The sequence below is a fragment of the Nocardioides sp. JQ2195 genome (assembly GCF_012272695.1).
GTDB lineage: Bacteria > Actinomycetota > Actinomycetes > Propionibacteriales > Nocardioidaceae > Nocardioides.
Map to the genome: position 1 here is coordinate 2652340 of NZ_CP050902.1, position 13533 is coordinate 2665872.

General features: G+C 69.0%; 16 protein-coding genes. 7 read left to right on the forward strand and 9 right to left on the reverse strand.

The annotated features are described in order from the left end of the window. Positions 1 to 31 precede the first annotated feature (31 nt). From dusB to ncot_RS12505, 4 genes are all read right to left on the reverse strand, one after another. Positions 32 to 1165 (reverse strand): tRNA dihydrouridine synthase DusB, encoded by a 1134-nt coding sequence (gene dusB, locus ncot_RS12490; protein ID WP_168617904.1) that lies wholly within the window; start codon positions 1163 to 1165, stop codon positions 32 to 34. 89 nt (positions 1166 to 1254) lie between these two features. Next, positions 1255 to 1896, reverse strand: coding sequence for a hypothetical protein (locus tag ncot_RS12495; protein ID WP_168617905.1), 642 nt, complete (start codon positions 1894 to 1896; stop codon positions 1255 to 1257). Positions 1897 to 1944: 48 nt separating this feature from the next. Next, positions 1945 to 3342: a glycine--tRNA ligase gene (locus tag ncot_RS12500; RefSeq protein ID WP_168617906.1), complete on the reverse strand. Its 1398-nt coding sequence runs from the start codon at positions 3340 to 3342 to the stop codon at positions 1945 to 1947. Between the two features lie 169 nt (positions 3343 to 3511). Then, positions 3512 to 3826, reverse strand: a complete 315-nt coding sequence (locus ncot_RS12505) for an antibiotic biosynthesis monooxygenase family protein (protein ID WP_168617907.1) — start codon at positions 3824 to 3826, stop codon at positions 3512 to 3514. Between the two features lie 106 nt (positions 3827 to 3932). On the opposite strand from ncot_RS12505, the gene ncot_RS12510 reads away from it, so the two are divergent. The 4 genes from ncot_RS12510 to ncot_RS12525 are packed head-to-tail and all read left to right on the forward strand — an operon-like array spanning position 3933 to position 7123. Then, positions 3933 to 4910 carry a metal ABC transporter substrate-binding protein gene (locus ncot_RS12510; RefSeq protein WP_168617908.1) on the forward strand — a complete coding sequence of 326 codons (978 nt, stop codon included), beginning with the start codon at positions 3933 to 3935 and terminating at the stop codon, positions 4908 to 4910. Continuing rightward, complete coding sequence (locus ncot_RS12515) at positions 4907 to 5722, forward strand: metal ABC transporter ATP-binding protein (RefSeq protein ID WP_240937891.1); 816 nt, start codon at positions 4907 to 4909, stop codon at positions 5720 to 5722. The genes ncot_RS12510 and ncot_RS12515 overlap by 4 nt, the downstream gene beginning before the upstream one ends. Next, positions 5722 to 6708, forward strand: a complete 987-nt coding sequence (locus ncot_RS12520) for a metal ABC transporter permease (protein WP_168617909.1) — start codon at positions 5722 to 5724, stop codon at positions 6706 to 6708. The genes ncot_RS12515 and ncot_RS12520 overlap by 1 nt, the downstream gene beginning before the upstream one ends. Then, the gene (locus ncot_RS12525) at positions 6695 to 7123 is read left to right on the forward strand and encodes a transcriptional repressor (RefSeq protein ID WP_168617910.1); all 429 of its coding nucleotides are present in this window, start codon (positions 6695 to 6697) and stop codon (positions 7121 to 7123) included. The genes ncot_RS12520 and ncot_RS12525 overlap by 14 nt, the downstream gene beginning before the upstream one ends. Positions 7124 to 7242: 119 nt before the next feature. Here ncot_RS12525 and ncot_RS12530 read toward each other — a convergent pair whose 3' ends face one another. Both ncot_RS12530 and ncot_RS12535 read right to left on the reverse strand, forming a co-directional pair. After that, positions 7243 to 8313, reverse strand: a complete 1071-nt coding sequence (locus ncot_RS12530; RefSeq protein WP_168617911.1) for a type IV toxin-antitoxin system AbiEi family antitoxin domain-containing protein — start codon at positions 8311 to 8313, stop codon at positions 7243 to 7245. A gap of 58 nt (positions 8314 to 8371) precedes the next feature. Beyond that, positions 8372 to 9154, reverse strand: a complete 783-nt coding sequence (locus ncot_RS12535; RefSeq protein ID WP_168617912.1) for an isoprenyl transferase — start codon at positions 9152 to 9154, stop codon at positions 8372 to 8374. A 46-nt stretch (positions 9155 to 9200) separates the two neighbouring features. Here ncot_RS12535 and ncot_RS12540 point away from each other — a divergent pair, with 46 nt between their 5' ends. Beyond that, positions 9201 to 9653 (forward strand): MarR family transcriptional regulator, encoded by a 453-nt coding sequence (locus ncot_RS12540; protein ID WP_168617913.1) that lies wholly within the window; start codon positions 9201 to 9203, stop codon positions 9651 to 9653. Between the two features lie 40 nt (positions 9654 to 9693). On the opposite strand, the gene recO is transcribed toward ncot_RS12540, so the two are convergent. Genes recO through ncot_RS12555 form a run of 3 tightly spaced genes read right to left on the reverse strand, consistent with a single transcriptional unit; the run spans position 9694 to position 11863 of the window. Next, positions 9694 to 10422, reverse strand: a complete 729-nt coding sequence (recO, locus tag ncot_RS12545) for a DNA repair protein RecO (RefSeq protein ID WP_168617914.1) — start codon at positions 10420 to 10422, stop codon at positions 9694 to 9696. Positions 10423 to 10439: 17 nt separating this feature from the next. Then, the gene (locus ncot_RS12550; RefSeq protein ID WP_168617915.1) at positions 10440 to 11297 is read right to left on the reverse strand and encodes an alpha/beta fold hydrolase; all 858 of its coding nucleotides are present in this window, start codon (positions 11295 to 11297) and stop codon (positions 10440 to 10442) included. A gap of 35 nt (positions 11298 to 11332) precedes the next feature. Next, positions 11333 to 11863 carry an FKBP-type peptidyl-prolyl cis-trans isomerase gene (locus ncot_RS12555; RefSeq protein WP_168617916.1) on the reverse strand — a complete coding sequence of 177 codons (531 nt, stop codon included), beginning with the start codon at positions 11861 to 11863 and terminating at the stop codon, positions 11333 to 11335. 42 nt (positions 11864 to 11905) lie between these two features. On the opposite strand from ncot_RS12555, the gene ncot_RS12560 reads away from it, so the two are divergent. Further along, complete coding sequence (locus tag ncot_RS12560; protein WP_206064959.1) at positions 11906 to 12718, forward strand: ion transporter; 813 nt, start codon at positions 11906 to 11908, stop codon at positions 12716 to 12718. After that, entirely contained in the window at positions 12715 to 13185 is a 471-nt protein-coding gene (locus ncot_RS12565) for a GNAT family N-acetyltransferase (RefSeq protein WP_168617917.1), read from the forward strand. Before ncot_RS12560 ends, ncot_RS12565 begins: the two co-directional genes overlap by 4 nt. The last annotated feature ends 348 nt before the right edge of the window (positions 13186 to 13533 follow it).

Consider the following 13533-nt stretch of genomic DNA (forward strand, 5'->3'; position numbering starts at 1 on the left):
ATTTGGTCCCACGGTCACTCCGTGTTCCGGCTCACCCTCCGGAGACCTCCGCGACCTCCTCGGGCAGGACGAAGCCTGCTCCGTCAGCGTCGTCGAGCCATCCGTCCGGGAGCACGACACGCTTGCGGGCGGCGCCCTGGCGCCCCCGGGGCGCGCCCAGCTCACCCACCGGGAAGGACTCGGCAGGGTCGAGCTCGGCGAGCAGGGTGTCGAGGGTGGCCAGGCTGTCGGTCAACGCCAGGGCGTGACGCAACGCACCACCGGCACGGAAGCCCTTGAGGTACCACGAGACGTGCTTGCGGAACTCCTTGCAGCCCCGCTCCTCCCCCATGTGCTTGCTCAGCAGCTCGGCATGGCGCCGCATCATCGCCGCCACTTCGCCCAGTGTCGGCAGGGTCGCGACCTCCTCGCCACGGAAGGCGGCGGCCAGGTCGCGGAACAGCCACGGGCGGCCCAGGCAGCCACGTCCGACGACCACACCGGCCACGCCGGTCTCCTCGACCATCCGCAGCGCGTCCGCTGCCTCCCAGATGTCCCCGTTGCCGAGCACCGGGATGTCGACGTGGTCGACCAGCGCCGCGATCGACTCCCAGTCGGCCTGCCCCGAGTAGGCCTGCTGGACGGTGCGGCCGTGCAGGGCGATCGCAGCGATCCCCGACTCCTGGGCGATCCGACCGGCATCGAGGTAGGTCAGGTGGTCGTCGTCGATGCCCTTGCGGGTCTTCATCGTCACCGGGACGTCGTACGGCGTGGCGGCGCGGACCGCCTGCTCGAGGATGTCGGCGAGCAGTCCACGTTTCCACGGCAGCGCTCCGCCCCCACCCTTGCGGGTCACCTTGGGCACCGGGCAGCCGAAGTTCAGGTCGATGTGGGCCACGCCGTAGTCGGCACAGAGGATCTCCGCGGCCTTGCCGACGTACGCCGGGTCGGTGCCGTAGAGCTGCACGCTGCGACGGGTCTCGAGCTCGTCGAAGGCGAGCATCGACTTCGTCATCGCGTCACCCTCGACCAGTCCGCGGGAGGTGATCATCTCGCAGACGAACACCCCGTCGGCGCCCACGGAGGCCATCTGCTCGAGGCACAGCCGACGGTAGGCGGCATTGGTGATGCCGGCCATCGGGGCCAGCACCACCGGGGTCTCGACGGTCAGGGTGCCCAGCTGCATGACGCCATTGTCCTCCTCAGGGGCGCCGCAGCCGAAATCCGGCCACGTGACCTGGACACCGCGTCACAGGTGCGGGTGACGCGAGGAGGTCAGCGCTTCTTGCCCTTCGACTTCTTGCCGACCTTCTCGCCGGGCCTGGTGAGGTCACCGGTCCAGTCGATCTGCTCGAGGGCCTCGTCGGGACGCAGCGCGACGGTCTTCAGCTCGGTCTTGGCGGGAGCCAGGAACACCATGCACAGCTGGGCCGACCTGCCGGTCCTGAACTTGGCCGGGAGCGTGCGGTTCGAGCACGGGGCGAACCCGTTGATGTGCGCGGCCGGATAGAGGATCGACGAACCGTTGTCGAGGAAGACCGGTGGCTCGAAACCTCCCAGGTCGGGCTTGCCCGTGTTGGTCACCTTGAGGTGGACGTAGTAGGGGGTCGACTTCTTCATCTCGTCCGACAGCTTGAAGCCGGAGAACGCCTTGACGCTCGCCTTGTCGATGCGAGTCACCGCGATCTCGGCTTCGCCGTCGGTCTTCTTGTTCGGCTGCCACAGGAAGGTGGCCGGCTCACCGAGCCCGAGGCTGGAGCCGGGCTCGGTCAGGCCGTCATCGGGCGCGGACGAGCTCGACGAGGGGTTCGCCGAGCTGCCGTCCTTCTTGTCCCCCTCGTCGTCGCCGCCGCAGCCCGCGAGGGCGACAGCGGCGACGAGGGCGAGCGAGGCAAGACGACTGGCACGAGAATTCATGGCGTCATTGTGCACGTCGCGAGCCCGGGCCGTCCGCCGAAACGCGTGTCACGCACCGAGCAAACGCTCAGCGAAGTACGTCGAGATGCCGTCGAGGCTGATCCGCTGCTGCTCCATCGAGTCCCGCTCGCGCACCGTGACGGCGTTGTCGTCGAGCGTCTCGAAGTCGACCGTGACGCAGTAGGGAGTGCCGATCTCGTCCTGCCGGCGGTAGCGGCGGCCGATCGCGCCGGAGTCGTCGAAGTCGACGGTCCAGTTGCGTCGCAGCTCGGCGGCCAGGCCCTTCGCCTTGGGCGACAGGTCGGCGTTGCGGCTTAGCGGGAGGACGGCGACCTTGACCGGCGCCAGGCGCGGGTCGAGCCGCAGCACGGTGCGCTTGTCGACCCCACCCTTGGTGTTGGGCGCCTCGTCCTCCGACCAGGCATCGACCAGGAACGTCATCAGGCTGCGGCTCAAACCGGCCGCCGGCTCGATGACGTAGGGCGTGTAGCGCTCGTTGTTGGCCTGGTCGAAGTAGGAGAGGTCCTGGCCGGAGTGCTTGGCGTGGGTGGTGAGGTCGAAGTCGGTGCGGTTGGCGATGCCCTCGAGCTCACCCCACTCGGAGCCGGCGAAGTTGAAGCGGTACTCGATGTCGGTGGTGCCCTTGGAGTAGTGGCTCAGCTTCTCCTGCGGGTGCACGAAGTGGCGCAGGTTGTCGGGGTTGATGCCGAGGTCGACGTACCAGCGGGTGCGCTCCTCGATCCAGTACTTGTGCCACTCGTCGTCCTCGCCGGGCTTGACGAAGAACTCCATCTCCATCTGCTCGAACTCACGCGTGCGGAAGATGAAGTTGCCGGGGGTGATCTCGTTGCGGAAGCTCTTGCCGATCTGGGCGATGCCGAACGGCGGCTTGCGGCGGCTGGAGGTCACCACGTTGGCGAAGTTGAGGAAGATGCCCTGGGCGGTCTCGGGCCGCAGGTAGTGCAGGCCGGACTCGTCCTCGACGACGCCGAGGTGGGTCTTGAGCATGCCGGAGAACTCACGCGGCTCGGTCCACGCGCCGCGGGTGCCGCAGTTGGCACAGGCGACGTCCTTGAGGTCGACGTCGTCAGGATTGTCCATGCCCTTCTTCTCGGCATAGGCCTCCTGGAGGTGGTCGGCGCGGTAGCGCTTGTGGCACGACTGGCACTCGGTCAGCGGGTCGTTGAACGTGTCGACGTGGCCCGAGGCGACCCAGGTCTCGCGGGGCAGGATGATGCTGGAGTCGAGGCCGACGACGTCCTCGCGGCCCTGCACCATCGCCTTCCACCACTGGCGCTTGATGTTCTCCTTGAGCTCGACGCCCAGCGGGCCGTAGTCCCACGCGGAGCGGGTGCCGCCGTAGATCTCACCGCACGGGAAGACGAAACCTCGGCGCTTGGCGAGAGAGACGACGTTGTCGACGGTGGATGCGGGGGCCTTGGCCACGGGGAGCTCCTTCACTGGTCGAGGAGGTCGCTCTGCGACCGTCTCGTCTCGTTGGTCGAGGAGGTCGCTCTGCGACCGTCTCGAGACCTCTTCGGCCGGCTGGCTGCCGGTCTGGAGGCTCAAGCCTAACCAGCGCGTCGTGCGGTTTTCGGCCCGGGTTGCGCCGCCGTCAGGTCTGCCGGGCGAACGACTGGTTCAGGTCCGCACCGGGCTCGACGATCTCGTAGGCGCTGGGCTCGTCGACGGCCCGGCTCAGCAGTGGCACCGCGCCCAGCTTCACGTCGTACGACGAGAGCGCGCGGCGATAGGCGCCGACGTTGACCCAGCGGGTGGTCATCACCCACAGGTCGGGCTCGTCCACGTTGCGTCCGATCGTGCCGTCGACGTAGCCGGGTCGCTCGGACAGCAGGGCGTGCGCCGCCTCGAGGTCACCACGGAACGCCGCATCGCCCTCGGGCACCCGGAACCGGTTCACCACCAACACACCCCCAACCTAGCCCCGAGCCGGCACGTGTTGACGCCGTACGACGCCGAGCCGGCACGTGTTGACGTTTTGACAATCGTTCTCAATCAGTTTGAGAATGATTCCCATGAACTTGTCCGCCACCCTGCGCATCGCCGCCTCCACCCTCGGCACCGTCGTCCTCCTTGCCGGATGCAGTGCCCTGTCCGAGGAAGGTGCTGCCTCCGGTCGGCAGATCACCACGGCGTTCTATCCGTTGGCCTACGCCACGGAGCGGGTGGCGGGCAACCACTTCGACGTCGTGAACCTCACCAACCCCGGCATCGAGCCGCACGAGCTCGAGCTGAGCGTCCGCCAGACCGGCGAGGTGGCCGAGGCGCGGCTCGTGGTCTTCGAGGACGGCTTCCAGCCCGCCGTCGACAAGGCCGTCGAGCAGACCGCCGAGGGCGAGACCCTCGACGCGGCTGACGTGGTGACCCTGCTGCCCTCCTCCGAGCACGAGGCGCACGAGGAGGGGCACGCCGAGGAGGACCACGAGGACGAGCACGAGGACCACGCCGAGGAGGACCACGAGGGCCACGACCACGGCGAGCTCGACCCGCACTTCTGGCTCGACCCCCTGTTGATGGCTGACTTCGCGGACGCTCTCGCCGCCAAGCTCAGCGACCTCGACGCCGAGCACGCCGACGACTTCGAGGCCAATGCCGCCGAGTTCCGCGCGGAGCTCGAGGACCTTGACGCGGAGTACGCCGACGGGCTGGCCTCCTGCCAGCGCAACACGGTGGTCGTCAACCACGACGCCTTCGGCTACCAGTCCCGCTACGGCCTGCACTTCGAGGCGATCACCGGCCTCTCCCCCGGCGCCGAGCCGACCGCGCAGACCCGCGCTGCCCTGGAGAGGCTGATCCGCGAGGACGGCATCACCACGGTCTTCTCCGAGGCCCTGGGCTCCAAGCAGGCCGCCGAATCCATCGCCGACGACCTCGGCATCAGGAGCCAGGTGCTCGACCCGATCGAGGGCCTGAGCGACAAGACCTCGGAGGAGGACTACGTTGCCCTCATGCGTGCCAACCTCGTCGCCCTGAAGAAGGCGAACGGCTGTTGAACCAGCCCGACACGGTCCTGAGCATCGAGAACGGGTCAGTCGCCATCGGCGGCCGGCCCATTCTCCGTCACATCAACCTGTCCGTCCGGGCCGGAGACTTCCTCGCCCTGATGGGTGCCAACGGCTCCGGGAAGTCCACGCTGGTGCGCGCGATGACCGGGCTGAGGCCACTCGTCGCCGGCCAGATCACCATCTTCGGTACCGAGCACTCGGCCTTCCACGCCTGGCACCGCGTCGGCTTCGTGCCCCAACGATCAACCGCCGCCAGCGGGGTGCCCACGTCGGTGTGGGAGACGGTCGCCTCGGGTCGCCTGACCCGCCGTCGTCTCCTGCACCCCCTGCTCCCCAAGGACCGTCGGGCGATCCGTGAAGCCCTCGAGGTCGTCGGCCTCGAGGACCGTGCACGCGACGGCATCAGCACGCTCTCCGGCGGTCAGCAGCAGCGCGCCCTGATCGCCCGCGCGTTGGCCGGCGAGCCGGAGCTCTTCTTCCTCGACGAACCCACCGCCGGTGTCGACCTCCCGAACCAGCAGGCACTCGCGCGTGCCCTGTCCACCCTGAAGGAACGCGGCGCGACGGTCGTGCTCGTCGCACACGAGCTCGGCCCCCTCGCGGCCCTGGTGGACCGGGCCGTCGTCATGCGCGACGGCCGGATCGCCTACGACGGGGCGCCGCTGGCCGACCACGAGGTGCACGGACCGCTCTTCGACCACGGGCACAGCCATCATCACCACGTCGAGGTGGCGACCCGAGACCACACCGCGCACGTGGCCTCGCCCCTCGACATCGAGCGCACCGAGGAGTCGCACTGATGGACATCCTCACGCTCGACTTCATGGTCCGCGCGATGATCGCCGCGGTCTTCACGGGCCTGGCCGCCCCGGTCGTCGGCACCTACCTGGTGCAGCGCCGACTGGCGCTGATGGGCGACGGCATCGGCCACGTGGCGGTCACCGGTGTGGCGTTGGGGCTGCTCACCGGAACCTCGCCGACCTGGACGGCCATCGGTGTCGCGATCCTCGGCGCGATCGTCATCGAGGTGATCCGCGAGCAGGGCCACGCCAACGGCGACGTCGCCCTGGCGCTGCTGTTCTACGGCGGGATCGCCGGTGGCGTGCTGATCACCGGCGTGGCCGGCCAGAGCGCGGCCCGGCTGCAGGAATACCTCTTCGGTTCGATCACCACGATCTCGGTGACGGACGTGTGGGTCACCATGGCCCTGGCCGCGCTCGTGATCCTGATCGGGGTCGGCCTCTCACCGCAGCTGTTCGCCGTCGCCCAGGACCAGGAGTTCGCGCAGGTCGCCGGGCTCAACATCCGTTTCTACAACGTGCTGGTCGCCGTCCTCGCGGCGGTCTCGGTGACCGTCGCCATGCGCACCGTCGGGCTGTTGCTGGTCTCCGCCCTGATGATCGTGCCGGTGGCCACGGCCCAGCAGCTGACCCGCAGCTTCCGGGCCACCCTGCTGGCCTCGATGCTGCTCGGTGTCACCGCTTCCTTCGGTGGACTGATGTTCGCCGCACTCGTTGCCGACGTACCTCCCGGGCCCACCATCGTGCTGCTCGCGCTGGCCTGCTTCCTGCTCACCTGGCCGATGGGTGTCCTGCTGCGTCGCCGACGCAGGCAGGGGCTGCCGTTCGCCGAGCTCGATCCACTGGCGCACGACGAGATCGACGAGCACCCCCACGAGCACGGCGAGAACTGCGGCCACCCGGCCGTTCCGCACGGTGACCACGTCGACTACCTGCACGACGGCCACCGCCACGCACCCCACGGGATCCACTATGACGAACACTGATCGACCGACCGAGACCCCGCGCTCCGCGCCGGTCGCCGGCGGTCGTCCCACCAAGCAACGGCTCGCGGTCGCCAACGTGTTGGCCAGCTTCGACGACTTCCGCAGTGCCCAGGAGATCCACGCCCTGCTCGCCACGAAGGGCGACAACGTCGGCTTGGCCACGGTCTACCGCACCCTGCAGCTGCTCGCCGACGCCGGCGAGGTCGACGTGCTCCGCACCGAGGACGGCGAGGCCGCCTACCGGCGCTGCTCGGACACCCACCACCATCACCTGGTCTGTCGCGCCTGCGGCGCCACGGTCGAGGTCGAGGGCCCGGCCGTCGAGCGCTGGACCACGACCATCGCGGCCGAGCACGGCTACCGCGACATCAGCCACACGCTCGAGATGTTCGGCACCTGCGCGGCCTGCTCCTGACGCCGAGCCGGCACGAGTTGACGCCGTACGACGTCGAGCCGGCACGAGTTCACGCCGTACGACGCCGAGCCGGCACGAGCTCACGCCGTACGACGCCGAGCCGGCACGAGTTCACGGAATCACAGGAACCGAATGCGATGGTCGAACGTCCGTCGGGCTTCGACGATCGCGTCCCGCAGGATCCAGTCCGCGTTCTGGTCGCGTCCGTAGACGTGTTCCTTGCGGAACTCATCGATCCGCCAGCCGAAGTTCGTCCGCAGGTAGTCGCGGCGGGCCCGATCATGCTCGACGTCCTCGGACGACGAGTGCCAGGCAACCCCGTCGTACTCGGCGGCGAACCGCAATTCCTCGAGTCCCATGTCGAGGAAGAAGAGGGTGACTCCGTCCTCGATGTGGGGGATCTGGAGGGTAGGACGTGGCAGGCCCGCATCAAGCCAGTGGAGCCGCAGCCCAGATTCTCCGGGCGACGCAGACTGACCGTCCGCCAGCGGGGCGAGCTCTCTGAGCTGGCGCACGCCCCGCTGCTTGGCGAACCGTTCGACCGAGGCGAGCAGCATGTCGTGGCTGAACCCGCCGCGTCGGAGCATGGAGTCGAGTCCCGCCAATGCCTGTTGTCGTCGTAGGAGACGACCGAGGTCGAGTGCAGTTCGAAGCGGCGTGGTGACCAGGATGCCACCGACCTCGCACAGGTCATCGGGGCGCATCCGGCGCTCGCCGCTGTCGGCCAGCGCCAGTCTGGTGCGATCGGCACCGGGAAGGTGGAACACCGAGACCTTCGGAACCGCTAGGTGGTCGTTGGGTGCCAGGATCATCTCCGCGCCGTGCAGCCAGCCGGCGGTCCGATCGGCCACGAAGGCACCGGGCGGCACCACCTTCGCCAGGACCTTCACGCGCGTGCCCAGGTCGTCGGGTTGCCGGTGATCGAGGAAGACCCCGCGCAGCGGTCGGCGCAACAGGCCGAGGTCGATCATCTCCCGAAGGTTGCGGTCAGTGAGACCAGCCGCGCGAGCCTCACGCCGGGTGAAGGGCTCGCTGGGATCCAGTGGGAACCAGGATTCGACCGGTTGATTGGGGTGGATGATCATGCACCCAGACAAGCGCCGGTTCCACCAGCGCGCGAGGCTCCCGGTGTCAACCTGTGGATGACCGCCTGAAAATCGAGCAGCCAGATGCAGGTACGCCGTCAACACGCGCCGACTCGGCACCACACACCGTCAACACGCGCCGACTCGGCGGGGCGAGGTGGGGTCAAGCGGTCGGGTTGGGGAGCGCGCCACCGTAGCGACGATCACGGCGGGCGTAGGTGTCGATGGCGGCCCACAGGTGCCGTCGGTCGACGTCGGGCCAGAGCACGTCGGAGAACACGAACTCGCTGTACGCGGCCTGCCAGAGCATGAAGTTCGAGAGCCGCTGCTCCCCCGACGTGCGCCAGACCAGGTCGGCGTCGGAGAGGTCCGGGACATAGAGGTGCTTGGCGAACGTCTTCTCGTCGACCTTCTCCGGGTTCAACCGACCGGCAGCGACCTCACGCGCGATCGAGCGGGCCGCGTCGGCCACCTCGGCCCGTCCGCCGTAGTTGACGCACATGGTCAGGGTGCAGACCGTGTTGTCCTTGGTCAGCTCCTCGGCGACCTGGAGCTCCTTGATCACCGACTTCCACAGCCGCGGCGCCCGGCCCGCCCACTTCACCCGAACGCCGAGCTCGTGCATCTCGTCACGTCGGCGGCGGATCACGTCGCGGTTGAAGCCCATCAGGAAGCGGACCTCGTCGGGCGACCGTGCCCAGTTCTCCGTCGAGAAGGCGTACGCCGAGACCGCCTTCACGCCGATCTCGATGGCCCCCTCGACCACGTCGAACAACGACGACTCCCCCGCCTCGTGCCCCTTGGTCCGCGGCAACCCGCGTTCCTTGGCCCAGCGGCCGTTGCCGTCCATCACCACGGCCACGTGGCGCGGGACGAGCTCCTTGGGGATGGGAGGAGGCGTGGCGCCAGAGGGGTGTGGAGTGGGACGACGCGGTTCTCGGTTCACGGGCCAACACTAAGCGTGCCGCCCGCCGTGGCTCTATGCTGCCAGCGTGGACAATCAGAACGACGTCATCGAGCAGCAGCTGTTCACCCTGTTGCGCCGCACCCAGGCGATTCACATCGGCACGGCCTCCGGCGACGTCGAGCTGGAGCGCTCCAGCTACGGGATCCTGTGCCTGCTCGCCGACGAGGGGCCGCAACGGCTCGGCGCCATCGCGCAGACGTTCCGCCTCGACCCGTCCACGATCACCCGCCAGGTGCAGACCGTCGTACGCCTGGGCCTGGCCGAGAAGTCCGTCGACGAGAACGACCGCCGGGCCTCGCTGCTCGAGCTGACCGAGCTCGGGGCCGCCGCGGTCGCCGAGGCACGCGATCACCGTCGCGAGATGCTCGACCGGCTCCTCGCCGCGTGGACCCCGGACGAACGGGCCGAGTTCCTGCGCTCGCTCCAGCGGTTCAACGCGACCGTCGAAAAGTGGATCGAGCACGGCACCCCGACCTGACCGCACCGGCCCGACCTGAACCGCGGCTCCGAGCCGGGGGTCAGCGTTCGACGTACGCCAGCGACCGCAGTCGGCGCTCGATGTGCCAGTGCAGGTAGGCCGAGACCAGGCCGCTGGCCTCCTTGAGGTGCCGCGGCTCGCTGGCCTCGATCAACGGCCAGTCGCCCGCCAGCAGCCCGCCCAGCACCGCCACGGTCTCGGAGGCCGGGTTCGCCGAGCCCGGAAGCCGACAGCTGCTGCACAGGATGCCCCCGGCCGCGGGGTTGAACCAGCGGTGCGGCCCCGGCGCGTCACACCGTGCGCAGCGGTCGAAGGACGGGGCGTAGCCGGCCACCGACAGGGACCGCAGGAAGTAGGAGTCGAGCACCTGCCCGGGCCGTCGTTCTGGTGTGGTCAGGGCACGCAACCCACCGACGAGCAGCAGGAACTGCTGCAGTGACGGCTGGCGCTCCTCGTGGATCAGCCGTTCGGCGGTCTCCAGCATCGCGGTGCCCGAGGTGTAGCGGTCGTAGTCGGCGCCCAGCGTCGACGAGAACGGGGTCAGCGTCTCTGCCTGGGTGATCACGTCGAGGTTGCGCCCCTCGGCCAGCTGCAGGTCGACGTGCGTGAACGGCTCCAGGCGGGAACCCCACCGCGACGACGTACGGCGTACGCCCTTGGCGACCGCGCGCACCAGCCCGTGGTTGCGGGTCAGCAGGGTGATGATCCGATCCGCCTCACCCAGCTTGTGGGTGCGCAGCACGACGGCTTCGGCTCGATAGAGGGGCACACCCCCATTGTGCCGCGTCAGGCCTTGCGGATCCCGGCGTCGGGGCGTGTCTCCCAGCACTCCTCCACGAACTCGACCGCCTCCTTGTCGAGTCGCTCGGGCCGGAACCGCCACTCGAGGATGCTCCGCGCCTGCACGAAGCGGGCGCCGGGCACCTCCTCGGCGAGCATCGCCGCGTCCGCGGCCGGGTGGATCGGGTCGGCCGGGTGCCCCACAACCATCGTCGGTACGTCGATCGCGCGACGCAGCTTGGAGGGTGGGGCGATGCGCCCGAAGACGATGCCGTGCAGCACCGCGGCCATCGCCGCCGGCTGCTGGTCACAGGTGTCCAGGCCGACCCCGGCCCAGAAGGGGACCAGTCCGCGTGGCACCCACCGGGTGAGCGTGCGCGCGGTCGCGACGGTGAAGGGCAGGAACCGGGCGGCCAGCATCGCCGGGCCGAAGACCACCAACCCGACCTCCACGGCGTTGTCGAGCACCGGCATCTCGACGAGCAGCCCGCGCACCCGCTCGGGCGCGATCGCGGCCACCTCGAGGGACACGTTGGCGCCCAGCGAGGTCCCGCCGATGACCGCCTCCTCCGCACCGACGTGGTCGAGCAGCGCCACCACCTGCTCGCCGAAGGCGGTCATCGAGTAGACCAACGGGTCGGCCGGACGATCGGACCGGCCGTGGCCGAGCAGGTCGATGGTGAGCACGTGCATGCCCTCCGCGGCCAGGACCCGGGCCAGCGGCTGGCACATCCGGCGCAGCATCAGCTGACCGTGGACCAGCACCACCCATCGGTCACCGGACCCGTACTCGGTGTACTCGAGCCGGTCCTCCCCCAGGAAGAACTGGCCGATGCGTTCGGAGACCAAGGGAGTGCGGGGCATGCCGGCAATCTACCGGCAGTCGGACGACTTCGGCGTCAGCGGATTTCGACCGCGTCCACGACGAAGACCAGCGTCTCGTCAGGCCCGATCGTCCCCTGGCCGGTCGTGCCGTAGCCCTTCTCCGGCGGGATGATGATCAGGCGGCGGTCGCCCTTCTGGATGCCGATCAGGCCCTCGTTCCACCCTTGGATGACCTGGGCCTGGCCGAGCGGCTCGACGGGGAACGGCTGGCCGCGGTCGAAGGAGTTGTCCTGGACCTGCTGGTCCGACCACGAGACCAGAAGGTAGTCGGTCAGGACGCCGCCACCCTCCTGCGCCTCCGGGCCCGAGCCCTCGACCAGGTCCTTGGTCACGATCTCGGTCGGCGCCGTGCAGTCCTCGGGAAGCGTGACCTCCGGCTTCTCGCCGAACCCGCCGTCCACCTCGATGTCGTCGGCCGTGCACACCCGGTCGGCGGCGCTCTGCTTGTCGGCAGAACCCGCGTCGTCGTCCGAGCAGGCGGCGGCGACGGTGAGCACGAATGCGGTGACGGCAAGGGCTGAGGTGATTCTCCGGGCGGTACGCATGGCGGCGAGCCTATCCGGCACATTCCTGAGAGTCTTGACCGCATGTCCTCGCACGCCCCGGCCACCGCGCGATCCACCGTCAAGCAGTCACCCCTCGCGAGCCACCCCTCGAAGCCGCCCGTCGGGTTCGGGGACTGGGCGATGCTCGTGCTTGCGATCATCTCCGTCGCCCTGCTGGGCTGGATCACCTTCTGGGAGGTCGACCCCGACACCGAGCGCACGGTGATCATCGCCGACTACATGATCTGCGGGATCTTCGCCGTCGAGTTCGTCTGGCGCTGGCGACGCGCGGGCGAGGGGTGGAAGTTCCCCCTGAAGTACTGGTACGAGGTGCTGGGCATGATCCCCGTCTCCAACCCGGCCTTCCGCTCGTTCCGGTTGTTGCGCATCTTCATCGTGCTGGCGCGCCTGGGTCGGGCCGCAGACCGGGCCTTCGGTGACCGGGTCACGGCTGCCCTCGTCAAGCAGGGTGCGGAGAGCATCGTGGAGGTGATCAAGCGGCCGGTCACGATCGCGGTCATGGACGAGGTCACCGCGGTGCTGCAGACCGGCAACTACACCACCAACATCGCCCGGGCCCTGAACGAGAACCGCGCCGAGCTCGACGCGATGATCGTGGAGCTGGTCAAGAGGGACCAACAGATGGGGCGACTCAAGTTCCTCCCGTTCCACGACGACGTCGTCCGGTTGGTCAGCGACACCGTCTTCCGACTGATCTTCGAGGTGCTCAACGACCCACGCACCGACGAGCTGATCTCCGATGCCCTGCGTGAGAACATCGACCAGATGCGGGCCGCGATCCGCGGCAAGTACGACGAGGAGCAGGCCGCCCGCGCCGCGAGGAGCAGCAGATGAGCACGGTCGTCAGGACCCTCGGGCCCGACGAGTGGCAGACCTGGCGCGAGATCCGCCTGCGGTCGCTCGCCGACGCCCCGGACGCGTTCGGGTCGACGCTGGCCCGCGAGCAGGCGTTCACCGAGGAGCTGTGGCGCGACCGGATGCGCTCGTCACCCGTGGTCGCTTTCGTCGACGGCGTCCCGGCCGCGATGGGAGGCGGCTTCCAGATCGGTGACGGGCTGGTGCAGATCATCGCGATGTGGACCGTCCCCGAGTTCCGTCGGCGCGGCTTGTCGAAGCTGGTCCTCGACGAGCTGGTCCGGGCCATCCGGGCCCGGGGCCACCGGGTCGTGCTCGACGTGACGCGGGGCAACCGGGCCGCGCGGACGGCGTACGAGCACTACGGCTTCGTGGCGACCGGCAGGGCCGAACCCCTCAGGGAGGGGTCCGACTTGCTGGTCGACGAGATGGTGCTGCCGCAGTAGTGGTTTCGAGACGGTCGCTGGCGCTCCCTCCTCAACCACCGTCACCCGTTGGTTGAGGAGGCGAGGAACGAGCCGTCTCGAAACCACCTGCCGCCTCAGGCATCCCCCGTTGGTTGAGGAGGCGAGGCACGAGCCGTCTCGAAACCACCGTGCCGCCTCAGGCATCGCCCGTTGGTTGAGGAGGCGAGGCACGAGCCGTCACGAAACCACCGTGCCGCCTCAGGCATCGCCCGTTGGTTGAGGAGGCGAGGAACGAGCCGTCGCGAAACCACCGTGCCGCCTCAGGCATCGCCCGTTGGTTGAGGAGGCGAGGCACGAGCCGTCTCGAAACCACCGTGCCGCCTCAGG